Below are 22,173 nucleotides of genomic sequence, written 5' to 3' on the forward strand. Positions count from 1 at the left end.
GGGAGGAACTGCGCGACCAGCCACGACGCACCCGCACCCGGCAGACGGCCGCAATCCCTACGGCGAGAGCCATTGACCAACCCTTACTTATGAGTAAGTTGACGCCCCATGGGCGTACGCAAGGACCTCAAGCGGGCAAGACGACGTACCGACCTGGCCGACCGAGGCAAGGTCGAAGTCACCAAGGACGCGGACGGTGTCGTACGCGAGGTGCACCGGGAGCGCCTCGCCCCGCCCCTCACCACCGGCTCCCTCGCCGACCTCCCCTACACCAACGCGGCCGAGGCTCCCGACGCCACGGCCTTCCGGCGCAGCGAGGGCACCGTCACCGCAGCCGACTTCGCCGACCAGGTGACCTCCGTCGCCAAGGGCCTCATCGGCGCCGGCCTCGCCGCAGGCGACCGCGTCGCCGTCATGTCCCGCACCCGCTACGAGTGGACCGTCCTCGACTTCGCCATCTGGGCGGCCGGCGGGGTGACCGTCCCGATCTACCCCACCTCCTCCGCCGAGCAGGTGGAGTGGATCGTCAGGGACTCCGGCGCCCGGCACGTCGTCACCGAGACCCCGGAGAACACCGCCACCGTCACCACCGGCACCGCCGCCCACCCCGAACCCCCGCGCATCTGGGAGCTGGACGCAGGCGCGGTCACCGACCTGACCACCCTCGGCCGGGACACCCCGGACGACGAGGTGACCAAGCGCCGTGGCACCCTCACCCCCGACTCCACGGCCACGGTCTGCTACACCTCCGGTACCACCGGCCGCCCCAAGGGCTGTGTTCTCACCCATGCCAACCTGCACGCCGAGGCGGCCAACACGGTCGAGCTGCTGCACCCCGTCTTCCAGGCGGTCACCGGCCAGACCGCCTCCACCCTGCTGTTCCTCCCGCTCGCCCACATCCTGGGCCGCACGCTCCAGCTCGCGTGTCTGCTGGGCCGGATCGAGATGGGCCACTTCCCGAGCGTGAAGCCGGACGAACTACGGCCCGCGCTCCGGGAGTTCCGGCCGACGTTCCTGGTCGGGGTGCCGTACCTCTTCGAGAAGATCCATGACACCGGGCGGGCGACGGCCGAGAAGATCGGGCGCGCCGCCTCCTTCGACCGGGCCGAGCGGATCGGGGTGCGGTTCGCCGAGGCCTATCTCGGCAAGTTCCTCGGCACGGGGAAGGGCCCCGGACCCGGTCTGTACGCGGCCTGGGCGCTGTACGACCTGCTGGTCTACCGCCGGGTCCGCAAGGAGCTCGGCGGCCGGATGCGGTACGCCATCAGCGGCGGTTCGCCGCTCGACCGCGACCTCAACCTGTTCTTCCAGGCGGCCGGGATCGTCGTCTACGAGGGCTACGGCCTGACCGAGACGACCGCGGCCGCCACCGTCGTACCGCCGCTGGCCCCGCGCCCCGGCACGGTCGGGCAGCCCGTCCCCGGGACGGCCGTCCGCATCGCCGACGACGGCGAGGTGCTGATCAGGGGGCCGGTGGTCTTCGGGTCGTACTGGAAGAACCCCGCCGCGACCGCCGAAGTCCTCGCGGACGACGGCTGGTTCGCGACCGGCGACCTCGGGGCGCTGGACGAGGACGGCTACCTCACCATCACCGGCCGCAAGAAGGACATCCTGGTCACCTCGGGCGGCAAGAACGTCTCCCCGGCCGTCCTGGAGGACCGGCTGCGCAGCCGGTCGCCCGTCGGCCAGTGCCTGGTCGTCGGTGACAACCGGCCGTTCGTCGCCGCGCTGGTCACCCTCGACCCGGAGGCGGTCGCCCACTGGCTGTCCGTACGGAAGCTGCCACCGGACACCCCGCTGTCCGAGCTGGTGCGCGACGACCGGATGCGGGCCGAGGTCCAGAAGGCGGTCGACTACACCAACGAGGCCGTCTCCCGTGCCGAGTCGATCCGCTCCTTCGCCCTGGTCGAGGGCGAGTTCACCGAGGACAACGGGCTGCTCACCCCGTCCCTGAAGCTCAAACGGCATGCGGTGACGGCCCGGTACGCCGACGAGATCGAGGCGCTGTACCGCAGGTGAGCAAAACAACGGCGGCGGGCCACCGGCAGAACCGGTGACCCGCCGCCCGCGGAGCGTCTCGCTCAGCTGTTGTGGGCGCCGTTGGCCGACAGCACGGCGATGTCGTCCAGGATGTGCGACAGCGGCTCGTCGCCCTTGGCCTGGGTGGAGTTCTCGACGCACTGCTGGTTCTGCGGCGCGGAGAGGATCGGCACGTCCTGCAGGATGCCGATGGGGGCCGCACCGGCGACGCTCTGGATGTTCAGCTTCGCCGGGAGGCCGATGCACGGCTTGTTCAGCGAGCCCTGGACCAGCGAGAGCTGCGGGCTCATGTCACCGAACGTGGCCGAGTTGCCGAACTCCGACTTGGCGCCGTTGCCGCTGGCCGACGTGGTGCCGTGGTCGTTGCCCGTGGCCAGGGCCTGGGGGGCGGCCGTGACGGCGAGGCCGGCGACGGTGGCGGCGACGGCCGCGGTTACCCACAGCTTCTTCATGTTGGTTCCCTTTCGAAAGGCGGACTCCGGGGAGGAGCTGCGTGATCGTCAACTGTGAAATCTTGCACTGGGTTGCGTGATTTGCCCCGATTGGCGTAGCGCAGTCCGACCAAGCGACAAACGCTCCGCCGGGGCGGGTGCGCCGGGCGCCACACAGGCCGACGGGCCGCCGGGAAGTCGGCGGCCCGTCGGCCGAGGGGTCCGCGAAAGAAGCCCGCGAGGATCTGGACTACCGGTTCTTGACGCCGTTGGCCGCGAGCACGGCGATGTCGTCCAGGATGTGCGACAGCGGCTCGTCGCCCTTGGCCTGGGTGGAGTTCTCGACGCACTGCTGGTTCTGCGGCGCGGAGAGGATCGGCACGTCCTGCAGGATGCCGATGGGGGCGACACCGGCGACGCTCTGGACGTTCAGCTTCGCCGGGAGGCCGATGCACGGCTTGTTGAACGAGCCCTGGATGAGCGCCATCTGGGGGCTCATGTTGCCGTACGTCGCGGAGTTGCCGAACGCCTGGTACGCGCCGTTGCCACTGGCCGAGGTGGTGCCGTGGTCGTTGCCGGTGGCCAGGGCCGGGGCGGCGGTCGCTGCCGAGACGCCGACGACGGAGGCTGCCACAGCGGCGGAGGTCAGAATCCTCTTGATCACTTGTCAATTCCCTTCTGAAGACACCCCGTCCACCGGAGCGCTCTGGTCAACTCCCCGCGATCCGGTTGGTTGCTCCCCTTCACCCCAATGGCCCAAGGCCCGGCGCGCCCCGATTCCGTCGTCGGCCCAGTGTTCACGGGGAATTCCGGTCGGGCCGCCGGTCCGATCGGGTGACGTGCCGCGCCCGTGCCGCAACCATTCCGGACGTGGGCGGTTGATGCCGGGCAGGAACGTCCGTCTTGGCTCAAAGCCGGGAAAGGAAAAGCGAAATGCTGAAGAAGGCAATGGCCGCGGCGGCGGTCGCCGTGTCCGTCGTAGGTGTGTCGGCGGCGGCAGCCCCTCTGGCGCTTGCCACCGGCAACGACCACGGCACCACCTCCGCCAGCGGTAACGGCGCCCATGAGGCGTTCGGCAACGCGGTGACCAAGGGCAACATGAGCCCGCAGGCCACCCTGGTCGGGGGCTCGCTGAACAAGCTGTGTATCGGCCTCCCACTCAAGGCCAACGTGCAGACCGTCGCCGGTGCCGTCCCCGTCGGCGTGCTGCAGGACGTGCCGATCCTCTCCGCGCCGCAGAACCAGCAGTGCGCCGAGAACTCCACCCAGGCCAAGGGCGACGAGCCGCTGTCGCACTTGGTGGACGACATCGCCGTGCTGTCTGCGAACGGCGTCGCCAACCAGTGACCCCGGTCCGGTGAGATCCGCTCGGGCGGTGCGTTTTCACGCGCCGCCCGAGCGGTTTTCGCTTTAATTCCCTTTTCCCTGTCCGACGGCTTTCCGGAGAAGCGTTTCCTCTCGGGATCGTCAATTCTGGGACAGCGTTCGAGTGAATTGTCCGAAGGTGCGCGTTCCGTAGTTTCCTTCGTCGTCTATTCCTCGTTCTACAGCCTGCCGGTCATGGTGCGAGCCGTCCATGCTGTGCTCGCTCGGTTTCGGCCGGCACACGGGCATGACCGCAGAGAAGGGACAGTTTATGAAGAAGACCGCAGCTGTCGTCACCGGCGCGATCCTGGCCCTGGGCGGTGCCGTCCCCGCCTTCGCGGACGCCGGTGCGCACGGCGCCGCCGTCGGTTCCCCGGGTGTTCTCTCCGGCAACCTGATCCAGGTCCCGATCCACGTGCCGATCAACATCTGCGGCAACAGCGTCGATGCCCTGGGGCTGCTGAACCCCGCGTTCGGCAACATCTGCGTCAACCACTGACGAAGTCGGCGCAGCGCTGCAGCCTCCCGGCTGTGTCACGGCCGGCCCCGGACCGTCGATCCTTCGCATCCGCGCTCCGAGGCCGGCCTTCCCCCTTCTTCAAGCAGGAAGACAACGAGATTGCGACCGACCCTCAGCAGGGGAATGTTCGCGGCCGCCGCCGCGACGAGCATTCTGTCCCTGTACGGCAGTCCCGCGTTCGCCGACGCGGACGCGACCGGCGCCACCGGCGGCTCGCCGGGCGTCCTGTCCGGCAACAACGTCCAGGCCCCGGTGAACGTGCCGGTCAACATTTGCGGCAACTCGGTCGACGCGGCCGCCGCGTTGAACCCGGCGTTCGGCAACTCCTGTGCCAACGAGTCACATGAGCACCGGCATGCCGACAGCCGCTCGCACGAGATGCCCTACGGAGACCACGAGAACCCGGGCTACGGCGACTCGGGTCACGGTGGCCCGGGCTATGACAACCCGGGCTACGGCGACTCGGACCACGGACACGGGACGCCCCCCTCGTACGGGGACACGGCCCCGCCCCCGTACGGCGACAAGAGCTCTCCCCCCTGCACCGATACTCCGCCCCCGAGTTCCACCCCGCCCGGGCACACGTCCCCTCCGCGGGCCACGCATCCGCCGACGTCGCCGCCGCCGACCACGCGTCCCCCGACGTCACCGCCGCCGGTCCGGAGCTCGCCCCCGCCGAGCCAGACCCCGCCCGGCCACACGCCGCCGCCCGGTGGCGGGCAGCACGCGGGGCCGCCGCCGACCCTGCCGCACACCGGCAGCGACAGGGAGGCCATGCTCGTGACCTCGGCCGCCAGCGCCGTACTGATCGCGGGCGGGACGATCCTGTACCGACGGGGCCGAGCCGCGACCCGTCGGTCGTAGTCCGCGTTCCGGCGGACGCCGGGTGCCGGGCGCCCCAATCGTCCGGCACCCGGCGTCCGTCAGCTGCGCACCGCGTCCGGAGCCGGCTCCGGCTCCCGGCGCCCCGCCGGCACACCCCAGCCGGCCGGGCCCGAGCGCAGCCGCCGCCGCACCCCGTGCACCAGCGTGTCCGCGGTGAACGTGGCGCCGTGCACGAAGCGCATCGCCGGGCCGAAACCCGCGGCCGTGATCAGACCGGCCAGGAACAGCCCGGGGTACGACGACTCGAAGTCCCGGCCGACCTCCGGCGCCCCGTCGGCCCCCGTCACCAGCGTCGACCGCACCTCGCCGGTGAGCAGCCCGAGCCGCTCCCGGGTCGCCTTGAACCCCGTGGCCGCGATGACGTGTCCGGTCTCCAGGGTGCCCAGCCCGCCGCCCGGGCCCGCGGTGTCCAGGCGCACCCCGCCCGCCGTCGCACGGGCCGCCGTCACCTCCCGGCCGAGCAGTACCTCCACCCCGGACTCCACCCGCTCCCGGACCCACCAGGCACCGGCCGGACCGAGCGCCGTGGCCGCGATCCGGGCCCGGGTCGGCTCCGGGAGCCGCCGGTACAGGCCCGGCCGCTCGGAGTAGAACCAGTTGCGCCAGCCGGGGCCGAGGCCGCTGTGCGGGGAGCGGACCGACTGCCACCAGGGCCGCTCCCAGGGCGGTGGCACCTCGTTCCAGTACAGGCGGTCCGCGCGCACCAGCACCCGTACCCGGCTGCCCTGTTCGGCGAGGATCGCGGCCGTCTCCAGGGCTGCCTGGCCGCCGCCGATCACGGTGACGTCCCGGTCCTTGAAACGGTCCAGGTCGGCGTGGTGGCTGCTGTGCGAGACCAGGTCGGGGGAGAGGCCGCGCAGGGCGGCCGGGATCTCGACGAACGGCAGCACACCGACGGCCAGGGCGACGGTCCGGCCCTGCACGGTCTCGCCGTCCTCCGTCGTCGCCACGAAGCCGCCGGTGCGGGGCGCGACCCGGGTGACCGTGCGCTCGTCGACGGGCGGGGCGGCGTTGCGGGCGAACCACAGGCCGTACTCGCTGAACATGTCCAGTGGGATCGGCCGCCCGTGCCCGGCCGCCACGCCCCGGCTCGCACAGTAGGCGCCGAGCCCCCAACGGCCCTCCGGATCGGACAGGTTGGAGGCCCAGGGCTCGGACTTGAGGAACATCCCGCGGGGCATGTGGTCGCGCCAGGACGCCATCGGGCGGCCGAAGACCCGCACGTTCAGGCCCGCCGCCGCGGCGTGGGACGCGATGGACAGGCCGTACGGGCCCGCGCCCACCACCAGCAGGTCGTACATCAGCAGCTGCTCGCTTTCTCGTCGTCGGACATCTCGGACCGGTCGGTCAGACCGGAGAGTTCCTCGTCCAGGCCGGTCAGGACGGGCTCCGCGGTCCGTTCCGTGGTCCGTTCTCCCGCCGGTTCCCCGGCCTGGCGGACCACGGCGGACCGCGGCGGCGGGGCCGGGGCGGTCGCGGCGTGGCTCAGCCGGTCCAGCAGCCGGCCCGCCACATGCCGGGACCACAGCGCCCACATCGCGAGGCCCGGCCCCCGGTCGTCCGGCGCGCTCCAGGCCAGCTCCCGCCCGCGCGGGGCCGGCAGCAGCGCGCACAGCGGTGCGTAGTTCTCCACCACGAACGCCCGCCCGGCCAGCGGCACCCCGGCGGGCAGCGGACGCTGGGTCAGATCCAGATGCAGGGCGCGTACGACGTCCAGGCCCGCGCCGTCGGCGAACAGCCGGAACTGGGCGCCCGGACGCGGGTTGAAGTCGAGCAGGTGGTACCGGCCTGTGGTACCGCAGCGCCGGAAGTCCAGGTCGAAGATGCCCCGGAAGCCCAGCTCACCGGTGATCCGCTCGGCCAGCGCCTGGACCTGCGGGTTGGGCGTCCACAGGCCGACCGCCGTCAGGCCCGCCCCGCGCGGCCAGGCCCGCTGCTTGCGGCCGGGGCCGCCCGCGCGCACCGCCCCGGTGCGGTCGGCGTAGCCGTGGAAGAACCAGTCCCGGTCCGGGCCGGGCGGCAGGAACTCCTGCAACAGCAGCCTGCTGCCCGCCTCCTGGGCCCGCAGGAACAGCTCCCGCGCCTCCCGCGCAGAGCGCACCACGACCGTGCTGCGCAGCCCGGACCCGGCCGGCACCAGCCAGGGCCGGCTCCACTTGGCGACCACCGGAAGCCCCAGCCGCCAGGCGGCGCCGGCGGCCTGCTCGGCGCTGTCCGGGACGAGCGTCTGCGGGTGCGGGATCCCGACCGCGGCGCACACCTCGGCCAACTCCGCCTTGTCGGCGACCTGTTCGGGCAGCGTGCCGGGCTGCTGCGGAAGCAGATAGGCAGGGGCGAGGTCCGCGCGGAGCCGGCCCACGGCGATCGCGCTCGCGTCGTCCATCGGGATCAGCACCGCCGGACGGCCGACCCGCGCCGCCACGCCCTGCAGCACGGCCGCGATCTCGGCGGTCGACGCGCCAGGCGCCGGCGGTGGATGCAGTTGCCTGACGAAGCGGGACCTGCGGACCGGACTTCCGGTGGAGTCGGCGACCACATGGACCTCCACGCCGGCTCTGCCGAGCGAGCGCACGGCCCCCAAGGTGCCGTGGTGAAAGGGATTCCGGTCGATCCGCAGCAGAACCGCGGGAACCCGGATGTCTAGCAGCGACACGGACCTTTTTTCCTTTGCGTCGGTTCACCCGTGCGGGCGGTCGGGGCACCCGAAAGCCGCAATCGCACTGGCGGAATTCATATTGATATGACTGAGTGTCAGTAACCGGCAGATACTCGGTGAATGTGCGAAAGCAGCCGTCCGTCGAACGAGAACTGGTGGAGAGAGGAGCAGGTATGGCTCCACAGCGGCGAAAGCGGCCGAGGTCCCGGTCGCGCCGGTCGGCCGTCGTCGCGGCGGCGGTCGTCGTCATGTCGGCGACCCTGGCGACCGGTCCGGGATTCGCGGCGGGTGCGGACCCCACACCGGCTCCGACCCCCACGACGTCCGTCCCGGCGTCGGCGGCTCCCCTGCCGGTACCGACCCGTCCCACACCCGTACCGGTGAGTCCCACACCTGCGTCGGCCAGTCCCGCACCCGCCTCGGCGCGTCCCACACCCTCGTCGGTCGGTCCCACACCCGTGCCAGTCACGTCCGCGCCCGTCAAGGTGGTGCCCCCGGCCTTCGGGGCCTTCCTCGATTCCGGTCCGATGGGCGTGGCACGCATGGCCCAGCTGAGCAGCTGGCTCGGCGGCGCGGAGCTCAAGGTCGCGCACACCTACCTGCCCGGCGACCGGTGGAGCGACATCGAGGGCGCCCCCGGCTTCCTCGACGTCTGGGCGCAGTGGCGACGGGACAAGGACGACCGGATGCTCGTCCTGAACGTGCCCATGCAGGAGCACAACGAGGAGGGTATCGGCGACGCCGAGGTCCGCGAACTGCTGGCGCAGGGCGCCGCCGGGCAGTTCGATCACCACTTCCGGGCCTTGGCCGAGCGACTGGTGGAGCTGAAGGTGCCGGACACGGTCATCGTGCTCGGCTGGGAGATGAACGGCACTACCTACACCCATCGTTGCGGGCCGGACCCGGAGGCCTGGAAGAAATACTGGAACAGGATCGTCACCGCCATGCGTGCGGTGCCGGGCCAGAAATTCCGGTTCGACTTCACGCCGAGCCGGGGACACGACGCCGTACCGTGGACGGAGTGTTATCCCGGGGACGACACGGTCGACATCATCGGCATGGACGCGTACGACCAGCCGACCGGTCTTTCCTTCGACCAACAGGTGCGGGAGCCTTATGGACTTCAGCAGCACGTCGATTTCGCGAAGGCCCACGGGAAGCCCATTTCCTATCCGGAATGGGGTCTCTTCCGCAACGGTGACAACTCCGAGTACATGCGGCGGATGCTCGCCTGGCTGGACGAGCACAAGCCGCTGTACAACACGCTGACCGACTACTGCCCGCACGGCGTCTGGCAGTGCTCGGCCAACCCGCTCTCGGCGAGGGTCTACCGCTCCGAACTCTCCGACCACACGGAGACCGCGACACCGACGCCGACCGTGACGCCGACACCGAAGCCGACAGCGGCGCCGACTCCGAAGCCGGCACCGACTCCGAAGCCGACATCCACACCGACACCCGCGCCGGGGATCTCGCCCCCCGCCCCCAGGCCGGTCGCCAAGCCGCCGGACAACTGCGTGCGCCTGGACCTGGGCGACTGGGTCGAGCGCCGGCTCGGCGGGAAGGTCTGCATCCGCCTCGACTGGTGGTCCCGCGCGAGCTAGTCCTGCCGGTGTTCCTTCCATCGCTGCAGCACCTCCTTGACCCGCTGCCGGGCGGCGACGTCGCACAGTGCCGCCGTCAGCAGCGGGGCGGTACGCCGCCGGGCCAGCAACAGCCGCTGGTTGACGACCGGCTGGGGCCGCCAGTGGTGCTTGTACGGCTCGTTCCCGCGCAGCAGGCTGAGCGCGCCGCGCTCGCTGGTGCCGGTGTGCTGGGCGCAGGCGTCCAGGAGCATCACCGCCACGTCCGCCTTGCGCTCCCGCAGCCCCGGATGCGCCCCGTACAGATAGCCGCCGGCCAGGCTGGGCGACAGCAGGGTCAGGTCGACGGCGACCACCTCGTCGTCGAGCCGGAACTCGGTGACCACCGCGTCCCCGGAGCGCACCATCGGACCCACCGAGCGCACCAGATGCTCCCGGAACCGCGGCTGGAGATGCTCGGTGGTCACCTTCCGCCCCTGCCACTGGAGCCGGTGCAGATCGAGGAGCCGGTGCAGCGCCGCGTCGACCCCGTCGGGCGGTACGACGTCCCGGCGCACCCCGAGCGAGCCCAGCTTGCGCAGCTTGGCGCGCACCCGCTGGGCCTTGTTCGAGGGCAGCCGGGCGACCAGTTCGTCCATCGACACGGCGGGCAGTTCCAGGCACAGCGAGTCGGGCACCTTCCGGCACGGCCCGGTCCAGCGGTCGTAGACCCGCTCCACCGCACCGCCGGGCCGCACCTCGCGGAAGTCGATCAGCGCCGTCCGGGCCACGGCCGCGAGCCCCTGGGTGAGCGCGCCCGCCGCCCGGCCGTCGTCGGCGTCGGCGAGCAGCACGTCCGCGTAGTCCGAGATCGCCCCGCCGAGCGGCACCAGTGTGGGCAGCGGCCGGCGCACCAGCATCAGCGGGGCCGCGGCGACCAGCTCACTGCCGTAGCGCACCAGGACGAGGCGGAGCCGGCCGGGAATCCCGTACGAGCGCCACCAGGAGTGCAGCCAGGCGTGGCTCTGGAACGGGGTGGCCGTGCCGCACCGCTGGTAGAGGCGGCCCCAGGCGGGGGCCAGCTCGGCGAAGGCGCGCTCGTCGGTGACGAGTTCGGTGGCGTACGCGGCGAGCGTAGGGTTGGCCGTCGCCGTCACAGCTGTCCGTGTACGTCGGCGGCCATGGCCGGACCGGGCACGGAGGCCTGTACGGCGGTCTCCTCGCGGCGCCGGGGCCGCACCAGCAGGACCAGGCCGCCCAGCAGCCCGCCCGCGCTCGCCCCCACCAGACCGGTGATCTTCGGGGATGCCGAGGTCGGTGCGGTCGGCTTCAACGCGCGGGAGAACTGCAGGAGTTCGACATGGGTGTCGGCCTTGGTCTCGTTGGCGTGCCGGGTGAGCGAGCGGGCCACCGCGTTCGCCATGTCGGCGGCCTGGAGGGCGTGCGGCGAGGTGGCCGAGACGGCGACCATCGGCGCGTCCGGCGAGGTCTCCGTCTGCACGCTGTTGCGCAGGGTGTTCGCCGGCACCCCGGCCCACAGCTGCGCGTCCCCGAGCACCGCGAGCTGGGTGGCGACCCGGCCGTAGGCCTGCGCGAAGCCCTGCGCGGACGCGGTGTCGGACCTGTCGGTGGGGACGGCGATGACATAGCTGGTCGCCGTGTAGGTGCGGGGCTTGAGCACTCCGTAGGCGCCGCCCAGCGCTCCGCCGGCGACGACCCCGGCCGCCAGCAGCGCCCAGGGCCGTACCGCGCGGACGAACGGGCGTGGTGCTCGGACGGTGTTCTCTGTCATGGCGTACTGACTCCCTGAGGTGTGGTGGCGAGTGCGGCCGCGTAGACGTCCATGAGCTGGGCGGCGCTGCGGGTGATGCAGTAGCGGCGGGCGGCCTCCGGCGCGGTGCGCGGGCCTGGTCCGGCGGCGCGGACGGCGGCCAGCGCCTCGGCGTAGGCGCCGGCACCGCCCTCGACACGGCGGGCGCCCGGAGCGGCGGCGGGCGGCAGGTCCTCGACGGCCGGGCAGGAGCTGTAGAGCACAGGCAGCCCTGCGGCCAGCGCCTCGACGACCGCGAGCCCGAACGCCTCCTCCGCCGACGGTGAGGCGAGCACGTCCATGGCGGAGGTGAGCGAGGGCAGGTCGGGATCACGTGAGCTGTCGGAGGCGTACGGCCGTTCACCGGCGAACAGCACCCGGCCGGCGACCCCGGCCTCGTGCACGGCGCGGCGCAGCGCGCTCTCCTCCGTGCCCCCGCCCACCAGCAACAACCGACAATCGGAGGGGAGTTGAGCCAGCGCCCGGATCAGTACGTCGAACCGCTTGCCGGCTGCGAGCCGTCCGATGCCACCGATGACATAGGCGTCCTCGGGGAGCCCGAGGCGGGCCCGGGTGCGCCGCCGCACGGCCGGGTCGAACCGGAAACGCTCCAGGTCGATGCCGTTCGGTACGACGTCGATGCGCGGCCCCGGCACCCCCCACCGGCGCAGCCGGTCGGCGACGGTGGGGGTGACGGCGACGGTGGACCGGCCGAGCCGCTCGCCCGCGAGGTACAACGCCCGTACCCCGGAGGTCAGTTCGCGGCCCTCCAGCTGTGTGTCGCCGAGGGAGTGCTCGGTGGCGACGACGGCCCGGACCCCCGCCAGCCGCGCGGCGACCCGGCCGTACAGACAGGCCCGGTAGAGATGGGTGTGGACGAGGTCGTAGCGTCCCCGGCGGATGACCCGGACCAGCCGGGGCAGCGCGGCCAGGTCCCGGTTCCCGGCCATCCCGAGATGGACCACCCGCACCCCGTCGGCGGCCAGCCCGCGCGCCACCGGCCCGGGGTTGGTGAGCGTGACGACATCGCAGGAGACGGGCAGGTGGCGGAGCAGCAGCCGGAGCTGCTGCTCCGCCCCGCCCACTCCGAGGCCGGTGATGACGTGCAGGGCCCTCATCTCACAGCCCCTCGACGGGACGGCGGCGCAGCCGGTGCAGCCGGTACTTCAGGAAGAGGCGTACGGCGTGGTCGTTCTCGCCGATGTGCACCCGGGGCAGGGCGTGCACGCCGTTCAGGTCGCCGGGGTCGATGGCGCAGGCGTAGCCGTAACCGGCGTCCCGCACGGCGTCGACGGCACGCCGGTCGACGGTGCCGTAGGGGTAGCAGAAACCGTCGACCGGGGACTGGATCAGGTCTTGCAGCAGGCTGCGGCTCTCCGCGGTCTCCGCCCCGAGCGTGTCCGCGTCCGCCTTCGTCAGATCGACATGGGTCAGCCCGTGCGCACCGATCTCCACCCCGCCGGCCGCCGCCCGCCGGATCCCGTCCGCGGTGAGCAGCGGCTTGCGGGGGCCGAGCGGATCCCAGGCGTTGTCGCCGCCCAGCCTGCCCGGCAGCACGAACAGGGTGGCGCCGCAGCCCCAGCGGTCGAGCAGCGGCAGCGCGTGGTCGAGGAAGTCGGCGTACCCGTCGTCGAAGGTGAGCCCCACCAGCCGCCGCCCCTCGCCCCGGGCCCGGGCGGCGAGCAACTCGGCGACCGACACCCCGCGCAGCCCCCGCCGGCGCAGCCAGCGGAGCTGTTTCTCCAGCCGCCCGGGGGTGACGGTGACGCGATACGGATCGTCGGAGCAGTCCCCCACCGAGTGGTACATGGCGACCCAGGGGACCGGGCCGGTGAGACGTCCGGCCTTCTCGGCGGACTCAATGGAGGACGGCATGCGCGAGCCTTCGGGTGACGGTGCCTACGAAACGGAGTGCGGGTGCGAAGCCCTGGGCGTCCAGGGCCCAGCCGAGCAGGACGAAGACGAACGTGACGGTCGCGGCCCCGGCGGCCAGACCGGTGAGCGGATCCGCCGGACGCCCCGCGACCAACGTCCCGACGACGGTCGCGACCACGGCGGCCCGCACCGGCCGGCTCAGCTCGGCCAGCACCCGCCGGGTGCGGATCGGGACGCTGCGCCTGCCCATGCCGGCCAGCAGGAGCGCGGCGGTCGCGGTGATACCGGTGGCGTTGGCGGCGGCGATGCCGACGACACCGTACGGGCCGACCGTCAGGACGCCGATCCAGGAGGTCACCACGATCCCGGAGGCCATGGCGCCGACCGGGTACCAGGTGGCGCGGCCCGCCGAGAAGTAGGAGCGGACCAGCACACCGACCAGGGTCTGCCCGAGCAGCCCGAGCGCGTAGACACGCATCACGCCGGCCGTGGCGCCGGTGTCGGCCGGGGTGAACGCGCCGCGCTGGAACAGGATGCGGATGACCTGCGGCGCACAGGCCACGACCACGGCGGTGCCGAACAGTACGACGCTCGCGGCCACCGACAGGTCCCGCTCCACCCGGTTCCGGGCCCGCTCGGTGTCGCCCTCGGCCAGCGCCCGGGCCACCACCGGGAAGGTGACCGTGCACAGCATCATCGACATCGTCATCGGGATCTGCGCGACCTTCTGCGCGTAGTTCAGGTACGAGATCGCCCCGGAGTGCAGATGCGAGGCGAGGAACCGCTCGATCAGCACCTGCGACTGCCGGCACAGCGCGAACAGCAGCACGGTGGCCATCAGCCCCACGTTCATGGGCTTCGCCTCGGCGACGACGGTCCCGGTGGCCGGCCGTTGCACCTTCCGCCGCAACTGACCGAGCAGGGCCGGAAGCTGTACGGCGACCATCAGGCCACCGCCGGCCGCGACCCCGAGCGCGGCCGACCGCACCCCCCAGTGCCCGCCGAGGGCGAACATCGCGGTGATGATGCCGGCGTTGTAGGCGACGTAGATCGCGGCCGGCGCGAGAAAACGCCGGTGGGCACGGAGGGCGGCACTGCAGTACCCGGCGAGCCCGAAGGTCAGCACACAGGTCGCGGTGAGCCGGGTGCAGTCCACGGCGAGCCCCGGGTTCCGGAGCCCCGGTGCGAGCACCTCGACGAGCTGCGGGGCACCGCCGACGAGCAGGGCACCGACCGCGGTGAACGCGAGCGCGAGCTTGGGGAGCGTGCCGGCGACCAGCGCCCGGACGGGGTCGCCGGGCGCCCCCTGCGCCCTTCGTGCGAGGGCCAGACTGAAGGCGGGGATGAGCGCGAACGCCAGCCCGTCCTCGATGAGCAGGGTGGCGGCGAACTCGGGAACGGTCCAGGCGACGAGAAACGCGTCGGTGTCCTGCCCGGCCCCGAAGAGCCGCGCGAGCGACTGATCCCGCACCAGCCCGAGAACCGACCCGAGAACAGAGAAGACAGCGGTGACCAGGGCGGCCTTGGCGAGGAATCCACGAGTAGGCGGTGCCTCGTCAACTCCGGCGGCGGCAGTGCCCTGCTTGGGGGCGCGGGGCCCTGACATGTGCGGCTCCGCCGCGTGGGCGCGCTCAGCCCCCACCGGCCCGCAGTCGACATCCGACCCATGCACACCCGGTGTCACACTCATCCCGCCCGCTCCGCCCCCACCAACGCCCACCAGGCCACCACCCCGAAGACCACGGCCGTGAGCACGGTCGACGGCCCTCCGATGTCCGCGTACGCGAAGTCCACGAGCTGCCAGATCAGCAGCCCGCAGGCCACCAGCGCACAGTCGAGCCCGTCGCCGCCGCGCACCCGCCACAGCCCCCGCAGCCCGCACACCAGCAACGCCAGCCAGCTCCCCGCCAGCGCCAGCAGCCCGATCAGCCCCTGCTCGCTGAGCACCAGCAGATACATGTCGTGCGGCGACAGCAGCGGCTGCTTCCGGTACGCCGACCCCGCCCCCTCCGTGTCGCTCCCGGAGGACAGCGCCAGCGACGCATGCCCGTCCCGGTACTCCGGAAAGTTCTTCAACCCGACCCCGTCGACGGGGTGCTGGCGCCAGATCCCGGTCGCCGCCGCCCACAGCGTGTACCGGTCGACCACCGACTGGTCCGGCGCGTCCGTGACCTGCCCGATGCTGCTGAGCCGCTCCTGGAGCATCGCCGTACCGACCCCGAAGCCGCCCACCAGCACCACACCCGCCGCGACCGCGACCGCGGCCACCTTGAGCGCCCGCCGCAGCCCGGCCAGGGACAGCTGCACACCGCAGGTCAGCACCGTCGCGATCCAGGCGCCCCGGCTGAAGGACACGGCCAGCGGCAGCAGCAGCCCGAGCGCGCAGGCGCCCGCCGCCGCCCGCTGCCGAACCGGCGACCGGCCGAGCGCCAGTCCGAGCGCGCACACGAGCCCGAAGGATACGACCGTCGCCATGCCCATCACGTCCTGCGGCCCGAACGTGCCGACCGCGCGGACCATCTCACCCTGGTACGACGCCCCGGTCCCGGTGACGTACTGGTGCACGCCGACCGCGCCCTCCCACCCCGCGAACCCCACGAAGGACCAGGCCAGCAGCCGGAAGTCGGCGCGGTTGCGGACCAGCAGCAGCACGGCGGCGGGAACCAGGACGAACACCTGGAGATAGCGGCCGAGGCCGGTCAGCCCCGCCCCCGGCGAGGACGCGCCCGTCGCGGCGACGGCCAGGCCCACGACCGGCATGGCCAGCACCACCGCGGCCGTGGCCGACAGCGGTCGCCGCCGCTCCCGTACCGTCCGCAGCGCGGCGTACAGCACGACCAGCCCGGACACCGCGTCGGCCGGTCCGGCCCCGCTGTCCCCGCCGCCCGGCGCCAGCGGCAGCGCGAGCACCGCCAGCACGCCGACCACGGCCAGCACCGGCGGCAGCCGCAGCGACCTGGTCGGCGACAGTGCGAAGCTCATCGTCAGCTCCCCGTCGAGCGCACGAGCGAGGCCGCGGTGCGCAGCAGGATGCAGACGTCCTGCCACAGCGACCAGTTGTCGATGTAGGCGTTGTCGAAGCGGGCGCGGTCCTCGATGGAGGTGTCACCGCGCAGCCCGTGGATCTGGGCGAGCCCGGTGATGCCGGTCCGCATCCGGTGGCGGGCCGCGTAGCCCGGGTAGGACTGGCTGAACTGGCCCACGAAGTACGGCCGTTCGGGGCGCGGCCCGACCAGGCTCATATCGCCCCACAGCACGTTCCACAGCTGGAGCAGCTCGTCCAGGGAGGTCTGCCGCAGGAAGCGGCAGAAGCGGCTCATCCGGACCTCGCCCGCGACGCTCCACCGGGTGGCCGCCTCGTGCTCGTCGACCGGGCGGTGGGTGCGCAGCTTCAGCAGGGTGAAGGGACGGCCGCCCTCGCCGATGCGCTCCTGCCGGAAGACCACACCGGGTCCGTCGGTGAGCCGGAGCACCGTCGCGCAGACCAGGAGCAGCGGGCTGACCAGTACGAGCGCCGTCCCGGAGACGGCGATGTCGAGGATCCGCTTGCCGATGCTGCCGCGCCGCCGCGAGCCCATCTCCAGACGGCGGCAGGAGAACCCGGCGAGCTGGTCGCGCATCTCGTACGCCGGTGAGTCCGCGTCGACCTCCCACACCACGCAGCCCGACTCGGCCAGCGCCCGCAGCAGCGGGCCCTGTTCGGTGCGGACTCCGGGGTGGACGGTGAGGACGGCCCGGACCCCGTTCTGGATGAGGGCGCGCTCGACCTGCAGGCCGGTGGTCAGCACGGGCAGCCCGTCGGGGCCCTCTGGGTGCTCGGCGACGACACCGACCGGCCGTACCCCGCAGCCGGGGTGGCGCAGTACGGCGGCGGCGACCCGCTGGGCGGTGGCGGCGGGGCCGATGACCAGGGCGGCACGGGGGCGGCGCAGCAGGGCGCGGCGGCGGCGCCAGTGCACCAGGCCGCGGCCGGCACAGGCCGTCGCCGTGTGCAGGGCGAAGCCCAGCAGCAGGGCGCGGGCGGACAGCGCATGGTCCGGGTCCCAGGTGGCGACGGTGGCGGTGAGGCCCAGCCAGACCACGGCGATCCGGCCGCAGACGGCGGGCAGTTCGTCGAGAACTCCCGCCATCCGTCTGGGCGCGGGCGGGCGCAGCAGTATCGCCCCGCACACCAGCAGTGCGAGCAGGGCGGGCCGGCGCACGGCCTCGTCGAGCGCGGCCGCGCCGAGCAGCACGGCGCACAGGTCGGCGGCGAGCAGCGGCACCGGGGAAGTCGGCCGGGCGGGCGGCCGCCGCAACGGGAACCGGAAGCCGCCGGCGGTGCGCGCCGGCAGGACCGAGACGGGGGAGAGTCCGTGGTCCCGTGCCTGCGGGCCGGGGGAGGGGACGGTGCTTTCCGCGGTCACGAGTGGATGGACTCCCTGGACTCGAAGGACACCAGCGGCCGCTCGCCGAGGAGTTCGCGGTACAGCCCCGCGACCGCCTCCGCCGTGCGCCGCACATCGTGCGTGGACAGGACGTGCCGACGTCCCCGGTCGCCGAGCGACAGGCGCAGCTGCGGGGCGAGCAGGAGATGGGCGACGGCCTCGGCCAGCACGCCCGGCCGCTCCGGCGGCACCAGGCAGTGCGCGGCATGAGCGGGCGGCAGGCTCTCGCGGGCGCCGTCGACATCGGTGACCAGCACCGGCCGCCCGCAGGCCATCGCCTCCAGCGGAGCCAGTGCCATGCCCTCCCAGCGGGAGGGCAGCACGACCAGGTCGGCGGCCCGGTACCAGGGGCGGGCGTCGTCGACGGCGCCCACGAACTCGACGGAATCGGGGGCGAGCCGACGGAGCGCGTCGCGGTCGGGTCCGTCGCCGACCAGCGCCAGCCGGGCGGTCGGCACCCGCCGCAGCACCTCGGGCCAGGCCCGCAGCAGCAGGTCCTGGCCCTTCTGCCGGCACAGCCGGCCGACGCAGACCACCAGAGGGGCCCTGTGCTCCGAGGGGCCGGGGGTGAAGTACTCGGTGTCGATGCCGTTCGGAACGACGGCGTACCGGGCGTGAACACCGGCGCGTACGCCGGTCGCACGTTCCGCCTCGCTGACGCACAGCACCCGGTGCGCCCAGCGGGCGCCCCACCGCTCCCAGCGCAGCGCCAGCGCGGCGGTGGCGCCGTCGACGGCCTCGAAGGACCAGGCGTGCGGCTGGAACAGGGTCGGGACGCGGCCGCGCACGGCGAGCCGTCCGGCGAGGCCCGCCTTGGCGCTGTGGGCGTGCACCAGTTCGGGCCGTACCTCGTCGAGCAGGTGGGCGAGCCCTCGTACCTCGTCCCGGAGACCGGCGCCCGGGGAGCGGTCGGCGCGCCACCGGCGCACTTCGGCGCCCAGTTCCCGCGCGCGGACGGCCAGTTCACCACCGGGGCAGGCCACCGTGACCCGCAGACCGGCCGTGAGCTGGGCCTTCGCCAGATCCAGGACCACCCGGGCCACCCCGCCCTCGACGGGTTGCGTCAGGTGGAGGACCCGTCGCCGAGGGTCGGTTGCTGATCGGTGCATTCGCGGGATTCCTCGCTCACGGGGGGCGCTCGGGACTGCGGGCGGGAACGCGCCGCACTACTGCACGTCCACGGCGGCGAAGAGCGCGCCCGCCCACGCCGCGTCGCGCTGGGAAACGAGCCGGAAGGTCGGCTGGTCACCGCCCTGCGCGAGACCGGTACCTAGATCGAACACATCCGAGTCGTAGCCGAGCGTGTTGGCGTACGCGGGCTCACGCCGGGCGCGTACCGGGCCTGGGTCGTTGATCGTGGAGTTGAGTACGTCGTCGGCAGGGTCGGCGGAGTCGCCGAGGGGGAGGGGGGTGCGGCCGCGTGTGCTGAGCGTGAGCGAGTCTCCGGTGCCGCCCCGGTCGCCGTTGTAGGCCACCAGGCCCGCCCGGCCGGTGGCGCCACGCCGGACGTGTACCCCGTTCAGCCGTACCTCGGCCGGTCGGTCGAGGGAGTCGAAGCCGTCCCAGAGGGAGAGCGCGCGCAGCGGTTGCGCCGGGTCCTCGTACGCCGTGACCAGCGTCCAGCCGCCCCAGGTGCCGGACCGCGACTTCCCCATGGCCACGTCCACCTGGCCGACCGTCCACAGACCCGCTCCGCTCGACCGGACCAGGTCGGTGACGTCCGCCGAGGCCTGGAAGGCGTCCGCGCCGTGCGCGACCCGGTGCCCCACGACCGTGTCGGCGAGCAACTCCTTGTACCGGCCGCCGGGTTCGGCGACCAGTACCCGTCCGGCGTCCCTGGCCGGCTTCTGCTCACCGGCCCGCAGGTTGCCGCCCCAGTACAGGCGCGCGTACGTCACCCGGGCGCCCGCCGGCAGTCGCAACTCGGCGCGGGAGGAGTTGTAGGTGTCGGGGTCGCTGTCGACGTCCACGTAGAACATGTCGAAGTTCCCGTTCACCGCCGGGACCCGGCCCTCCCGAGCCGCCGTGCAGGGGGGCTCGGACGGCCGGACCGCCGTCGTACGGCAGCTGACGGACGCGTTGGCCGCGCGGACGAACCCGCCGTGTTGCACCGCGTGGTAGCGCTCGGCGAAGGGGATACGCGCGGACTCCGGGGCTGCCTCGGCGGACGGAGCGGGCGGGGCGGTCGCCCGGGCGGTGCCCGGTACCCAGATCACGGCTAGGGCGAGCGCGCTCACCGACGCGCGGCGCAACAGCGGGCCCAGGGGATGACGCATGACCGGCTTCGCCCTTTCGGCATGAAGGGGAGAGGTGCGATGGGATGTCAATACGGGTAAGTCCACAGATATACAACTCTAGTCGCGATCCGTACTTATCCGTCGAAACCGTGCAAGTGTGTCGGAATCGTGAAGGCGGCCTCTCGGGAGATCACCCCATTGGCGGCACAACCCGGGCCGGTGCAGCGCGTTGACACAGCGCTGGGCATCCGCCCGGATGTTTGTTTCGACCCCAAGGAGTACCTCTCCATGTCGCGTATCGCGAAGGGCCTGGTCCTGTCCACCGCCGCCGTCGCGGCCGTCGCCGGCGGCGCCGGTGTGGCTGCCGCCGACAGCGGCGCGAACGGCGTCGCCGCGCACTCCCCGGGTGTGCTGTCCGGCAATGTGATCCAGGTTCCGATCCACATTCCGATCAACCTCTGCGGCAACACCCTCGACGCGGCCGGCCTGCTGAACCCCGCGTTCGGCAACACCTGCGTCAACCACTGACGCTGCGGCTGTTCCCTTCGGCCGGCCGTCCGCCCGCGCACCCCGCGGACGGACGGCCGGTTCGTGTGTCCGAGCAACCACCGCCGCCCGCACACCGGCCGGGACCGCACAGGTGATTCCGGGATCTCATATGTCTTCCGGACGCGGGGTTTCCGGCTTGCCCGGACGTCGTTGGACACAGCGTCAGATCTGCCGCCGGTGGCTTGCGTTGCCGGAAGTCGCCGAAGAAAGGAATCCGATGAAGTCCCTGAAGGCTGCCGCCGTCGTTGCCGGTTCCGTGGCCCTCGCCGGCGTCGCCGCGCCCGCGTTCGCCTACACCACCGCCGACCTCACGCCCACCAGCCTCAACGGCGCCGTCAACACGCTCACCAAGGGTCCGCTGACCCTGGACCAGGCGATGCCGCTGCAGCACCAGTCGGACGCTCTCGACACCGAGAACAAGAACTCCGTGCTCAGCACGGTCAAGGGCGCGACCGCCTCCCTGAACCAGCACAACCCGCTGCTGGGCGGTCTGCCGCTGCAGAGCTGAGGCGATACCGCCGGGACGTCGCAGGGCCGTTCGAGGGGCACCGTTCACGCCGTTCGAGGGGCGTCGAGAGGCGTCCCTCGTTCGTGTGGCGGAGCCCGCCAGGCGTCCGCCGGTCGGGTGAGCGGGCGCCCGGCCGCCCCGCGGCCCGTCGATAGGGTCGCGCGGTGACCTCAACCCCAAGCGCAACCCGCCCCTTCCGCCTCGCCGACCTCGGCACCCTCGTCGTACTGGCCTGGAGCGGCGAAACCCCCGACGGCAGTGACATGCCCTACCTGCTGGCCTACTCCCTCGGCGACGCCGAGGGCGGCCCGGAGGCCACCGCGGCCGCGATCGAGGCGCTGCTGGAGAACAACGGACTGCCGGTCGGCGGCGACCTCGTCGACGGCACCGCCCGGCCCAGCCTGCCCGTCACCCTGCTCGTCGAGGCCGGCCAGGCCGTCCTCAACCTGGCCCCGCTCAACGCCCAGTGCCCCGCGCCCGCGGAGTGGCTCGCCGCGGTCGGCGAACGCGGTTACGCCTACCTGGTGTTCACCACCCGTCCCTGGCCCGACGCCGAGCCCGGCAGGCCCGTCACCCCCGAGGCGCTGAAGGACTTCGCCGGGGCAGAGGAGACCCTGACGGCCGCCGCCCACGTCGTGCTGCCGGCCCGCAGTCTGCGCAGCTGATGACCAGGACCGCGGGCGCCGGGCGGGGGTTCGCGCTGCTGACGGTGATCGCGGGGGCGGCCGGACTGCTGGCCTCCTGGGTCATCACCCTCGACAAGTTCAAGCTGCTGGAGAACCCGCACTTCGTCCCCGGGTGCAGCCTGAACCCGGTGGTGTCCTGCGGCAGCGTGATGAAGAGCCACCAGGCCTCGGTGTTCGGGTTCCCCAACCCGATGCTGGGCCTGGTCGCCTACGGCATCGTGATCTGCGTCGGCATGAGCCTGCTGGCCGGCGCCGGCTTCCCCGCCTGGTACTGGCTCACCTTCGACGCCGGCTGCGCCTTCGGCGTCGGCTTCGTGTCCTGGCTGCAGTTCCAGTCGCTGTACCGGATCAACGCGCTGTGCCTGTGGTGCTGCCTGGCCTGGGTCGCCACCATTCTGCTGTTCTGGTACGTCACCTCCTTCGCCGTACGCCATCGCTTCCTGCCCGCTCCGCAGTGGCTGCGCGCGTTTCTCGACGAGTTCACCTGGGTGCTGCCGCTGCTGCACATCGGGGTCGTCGGCATGCTGATCCTGACCCGATGGTGGGACTTCTGGACCAGCTGAACAGCCGATTTCGGGACAAGCGGATGAGTGAACAGCCTACTAATGCTGCACCCGGGCGA

The 22,173-nt window shown here is 72.6% G+C and carries 22 protein-coding genes; 9 read left to right on the forward strand and 13 right to left on the reverse strand.

Features of this window, described 5'->3' with window-relative positions; all coding sequences use genetic code 11:
- Positions 1-108: 108 nt before the first annotated feature.
- Positions 109-2,019, forward strand: a complete 1,911-nt coding sequence (locus tag EDD90_RS34885; RefSeq protein WP_123976853.1) for a long-chain fatty acid--CoA ligase — start codon at positions 109-111, stop codon at positions 2,017-2,019.
- Positions 2,020-2,081: 62 nt separating this feature from the next.
- Here EDD90_RS34885 and EDD90_RS34890 read toward each other — a convergent pair whose 3' ends face one another.
- A complete protein-coding gene (locus EDD90_RS34890) occupies positions 2,082-2,492 on the reverse strand; it encodes a rodlin (protein ID WP_123976854.1) in 411 nt (136 codons plus the stop codon).
- 229 nt (positions 2,493-2,721) lie between these two features.
- Positions 2,722-3,135: a rodlin gene (locus EDD90_RS34895; protein WP_123976855.1), complete on the reverse strand. Its 414-nt coding sequence runs from the start codon at positions 3,133-3,135 to the stop codon at positions 2,722-2,724.
- Between the two features lie 269 nt (positions 3,136-3,404).
- Here EDD90_RS34895 and EDD90_RS34900 point away from each other — a divergent pair, with 269 nt between their 5' ends.
- From EDD90_RS34900 to EDD90_RS58665, 3 genes are all read left to right on the forward strand, one after another.
- Positions 3,405-3,818, forward strand: coding sequence for a rodlin (locus tag EDD90_RS34900; RefSeq protein ID WP_123976856.1), 414 nt, complete (start codon positions 3,405-3,407; stop codon positions 3,816-3,818).
- A gap of 265 nt (positions 3,819-4,083) precedes the next feature.
- Entirely contained in the window at positions 4,084-4,335 is a 252-nt protein-coding gene (locus EDD90_RS34905) for a chaplin (protein ID WP_123976857.1), read from the forward strand.
- Between the two features lie 120 nt (positions 4,336-4,455).
- On the forward strand, positions 4,456-5,220 hold the full coding sequence (locus EDD90_RS58665; protein ID WP_123976858.1) for a chaplin: 765 nt from the start codon (positions 4,456-4,458) through the stop codon (positions 5,218-5,220).
- Between the two features lie 59 nt (positions 5,221-5,279).
- On the opposite strand, the gene EDD90_RS34915 is transcribed toward EDD90_RS58665, so the two are convergent.
- Positions 5,280-6,542, reverse strand: coding sequence for an FAD-dependent oxidoreductase (locus EDD90_RS34915; protein ID WP_123976859.1), 1,263 nt, complete (start codon positions 6,540-6,542; stop codon positions 5,280-5,282).
- Entirely contained in the window at positions 6,542-7,894 is a 1,353-nt protein-coding gene (locus EDD90_RS34920) for an ATP-grasp domain-containing protein (protein WP_123976860.1), read from the reverse strand. The genes EDD90_RS34915 and EDD90_RS34920 overlap by 1 nt, the downstream gene beginning before the upstream one ends.
- Before the next feature lie 176 nt (positions 7,895-8,070).
- Between EDD90_RS34920 and EDD90_RS34925 the strand changes: the two genes are divergently transcribed.
- A complete protein-coding gene (locus EDD90_RS34925; protein ID WP_123976861.1) occupies positions 8,071-9,501 on the forward strand; it encodes a glycoside hydrolase family 26 protein in 1,431 nt (476 codons plus the stop codon).
- Here the strand turns inward: EDD90_RS34925 and EDD90_RS34930 are convergent.
- The 9 genes from EDD90_RS34930 to EDD90_RS34970 form a co-directional block, all read right to left on the reverse strand.
- On the reverse strand, positions 9,498-10,616 hold the full coding sequence (locus EDD90_RS34930; protein WP_123976862.1) for a GNAT family N-acetyltransferase: 1,119 nt from the start codon (positions 10,614-10,616) through the stop codon (positions 9,498-9,500). The two genes, EDD90_RS34925 and EDD90_RS34930, sit on opposite strands and share 4 nt — an antisense overlap.
- On the reverse strand, positions 10,613-11,251 hold the full coding sequence (locus EDD90_RS34935; RefSeq protein WP_123976863.1) for a lipopolysaccharide biosynthesis protein: 639 nt from the start codon (positions 11,249-11,251) through the stop codon (positions 10,613-10,615). The genes EDD90_RS34930 and EDD90_RS34935 overlap by 4 nt, the downstream gene beginning before the upstream one ends.
- Positions 11,248-12,387, reverse strand: a complete 1,140-nt coding sequence (locus EDD90_RS34940; RefSeq protein WP_123976864.1) for a glycosyltransferase — start codon at positions 12,385-12,387, stop codon at positions 11,248-11,250. Before EDD90_RS34940 ends, EDD90_RS34935 begins: the two co-directional genes overlap by 4 nt.
- 1 nt (position 12,388) lies before the next feature.
- On the reverse strand, positions 12,389-13,144 hold the full coding sequence (locus EDD90_RS34945; protein ID WP_185149328.1) for a polysaccharide deacetylase family protein: 756 nt from the start codon (positions 13,142-13,144) through the stop codon (positions 12,389-12,391).
- Entirely contained in the window at positions 13,128-14,750 is a 1,623-nt protein-coding gene (gene murJ / locus EDD90_RS34950) for a murein biosynthesis integral membrane protein MurJ (protein ID WP_123976865.1), read from the reverse strand. Before murJ ends, EDD90_RS34945 begins: the two co-directional genes overlap by 17 nt.
- 80 nt (positions 14,751-14,830) lie before the next feature.
- A complete protein-coding gene (locus EDD90_RS34955; protein ID WP_123976866.1) occupies positions 14,831-16,126 on the reverse strand; it encodes an O-antigen ligase in 1,296 nt (431 codons plus the stop codon).
- Positions 16,127-16,128: 2 nt separating this feature from the next.
- Positions 16,129-17,550: an exopolysaccharide biosynthesis polyprenyl glycosylphosphotransferase gene (locus tag EDD90_RS34960; RefSeq protein WP_123976867.1), complete on the reverse strand. Its 1,422-nt coding sequence runs from the start codon at positions 17,548-17,550 to the stop codon at positions 16,129-16,131.
- Complete coding sequence (locus EDD90_RS34965; protein WP_123976868.1) at positions 17,547-18,680, reverse strand: glycosyltransferase; 1,134 nt, start codon at positions 18,678-18,680, stop codon at positions 17,547-17,549. Before EDD90_RS34965 ends, EDD90_RS34960 begins: the two co-directional genes overlap by 4 nt.
- Positions 18,681-18,737: 57 nt before the next feature.
- Complete coding sequence (locus EDD90_RS34970; protein WP_123976869.1) at positions 18,738-19,847, reverse strand: DUF3344 domain-containing protein; 1,110 nt, start codon at positions 19,845-19,847, stop codon at positions 18,738-18,740.
- A gap of 249 nt (positions 19,848-20,096) precedes the next feature.
- Between EDD90_RS34970 and EDD90_RS34975 the strand changes: the two genes are divergently transcribed.
- The 4 genes from EDD90_RS34975 (at position 20,097) to EDD90_RS34990 (ending at position 22,114) form a co-directional block, all read left to right on the forward strand.
- Positions 20,097-20,336, forward strand: coding sequence for a chaplin (locus EDD90_RS34975; protein ID WP_123976870.1), 240 nt, complete (start codon positions 20,097-20,099; stop codon positions 20,334-20,336).
- 238 nt (positions 20,337-20,574) lie between these two features.
- Positions 20,575-20,865, forward strand: coding sequence for a hypothetical protein (locus tag EDD90_RS34980; protein WP_123976871.1), 291 nt, complete (start codon positions 20,575-20,577; stop codon positions 20,863-20,865).
- A 164-nt stretch (positions 20,866-21,029) separates the two neighbouring features.
- Positions 21,030-21,530, forward strand: a complete 501-nt coding sequence (locus EDD90_RS34985) for a DUF5949 family protein (protein WP_123976872.1) — start codon at positions 21,030-21,032, stop codon at positions 21,528-21,530.
- On the forward strand, positions 21,530-22,114 hold the full coding sequence (locus tag EDD90_RS34990; protein ID WP_123976873.1) for a vitamin K epoxide reductase family protein: 585 nt from the start codon (positions 21,530-21,532) through the stop codon (positions 22,112-22,114). The genes EDD90_RS34985 and EDD90_RS34990 overlap by 1 nt, the downstream gene beginning before the upstream one ends.
- Positions 22,115-22,173: the final 59 nt, after the last annotated feature.

Origin of the sequence: Streptomyces sp. Ag109_O5-1, from assembly GCF_003814875.1 — a bacterium.
Lineage (GTDB): Bacteria > Actinomycetota > Actinomycetes > Streptomycetales > Streptomycetaceae > Streptomyces > Streptomyces sasae.

What these genes read in the sequence shown, in the direction of transcription:
- EDD90_RS34965 (WP_123976868.1), bottom strand. Translation starts at nt 18,680, where the DNA reads ATGCACCGATCAGCAACCGACCCTCGGCGACGGGTCCTCCACCTGACG.
- EDD90_RS34905 (WP_123976857.1), top strand. Translation starts at nt 4,084, where the DNA reads ATGACCGCAGAGAAGGGACAGTTTATGAAGAAGACCGCAGCTGTCGTC.
- EDD90_RS34980 (WP_123976871.1), top strand. Translation starts at nt 20,575, where the DNA reads ATGAAGTCCCTGAAGGCTGCCGCCGTCGTTGCCGGTTCCGTGGCCCTC.
- EDD90_RS34890 (WP_123976854.1), bottom strand. Translation starts at nt 2,492, where the DNA reads ATGAAGAAGCTGTGGGTAACCGCGGCCGTCGCCGCCACCGTCGCCGGC.
- EDD90_RS34915 (WP_123976859.1), bottom strand. Translation starts at nt 6,542, where the DNA reads ATGTACGACCTGCTGGTGGTGGGCGCGGGCCCGTACGGCCTGTCCATC.
- EDD90_RS34885 (WP_123976853.1), top strand. Translation starts at nt 109, where the DNA reads ATGGGCGTACGCAAGGACCTCAAGCGGGCAAGACGACGTACCGACCTG.
- EDD90_RS34970 (WP_123976869.1), bottom strand. Translation starts at nt 19,847, where the DNA reads ATGCGTCATCCCCTGGGCCCGCTGTTGCGCCGCGCGTCGGTGAGCGCG.
- EDD90_RS34935 (WP_123976863.1), bottom strand. Translation starts at nt 11,251, where the DNA reads ATGACAGAGAACACCGTCCGAGCACCACGCCCGTTCGTCCGCGCGGTA.
- EDD90_RS34990 (WP_123976873.1), top strand. Translation starts at nt 21,530, where the DNA reads ATGACCAGGACCGCGGGCGCCGGGCGGGGGTTCGCGCTGCTGACGGTG.
- EDD90_RS34955 (WP_123976866.1), bottom strand. Translation starts at nt 16,126, where the DNA reads ATGAGCTTCGCACTGTCGCCGACCAGGTCGCTGCGGCTGCCGCCGGTG.
- EDD90_RS34940 (WP_123976864.1), bottom strand. Translation starts at nt 12,387, where the DNA reads ATGAGGGCCCTGCACGTCATCACCGGCCTCGGAGTGGGCGGGGCGGAG.
- EDD90_RS34945 (WP_185149328.1), bottom strand. Translation starts at nt 13,144, where the DNA reads ATGCCGTCCTCCATTGAGTCCGCCGAGAAGGCCGGACGTCTCACCGGC.
- EDD90_RS34975 (WP_123976870.1), top strand. Translation starts at nt 20,097, where the DNA reads ATGTCGCGTATCGCGAAGGGCCTGGTCCTGTCCACCGCCGCCGTCGCG.
- EDD90_RS34925 (WP_123976861.1), top strand. Translation starts at nt 8,071, where the DNA reads ATGGCTCCACAGCGGCGAAAGCGGCCGAGGTCCCGGTCGCGCCGGTCG.
- murJ (WP_123976865.1), bottom strand. Translation starts at nt 14,750, where the DNA reads ATGTCAGGGCCCCGCGCCCCCAAGCAGGGCACTGCCGCCGCCGGAGTT.
- EDD90_RS34900 (WP_123976856.1), top strand. Translation starts at nt 3,405, where the DNA reads ATGCTGAAGAAGGCAATGGCCGCGGCGGCGGTCGCCGTGTCCGTCGTA.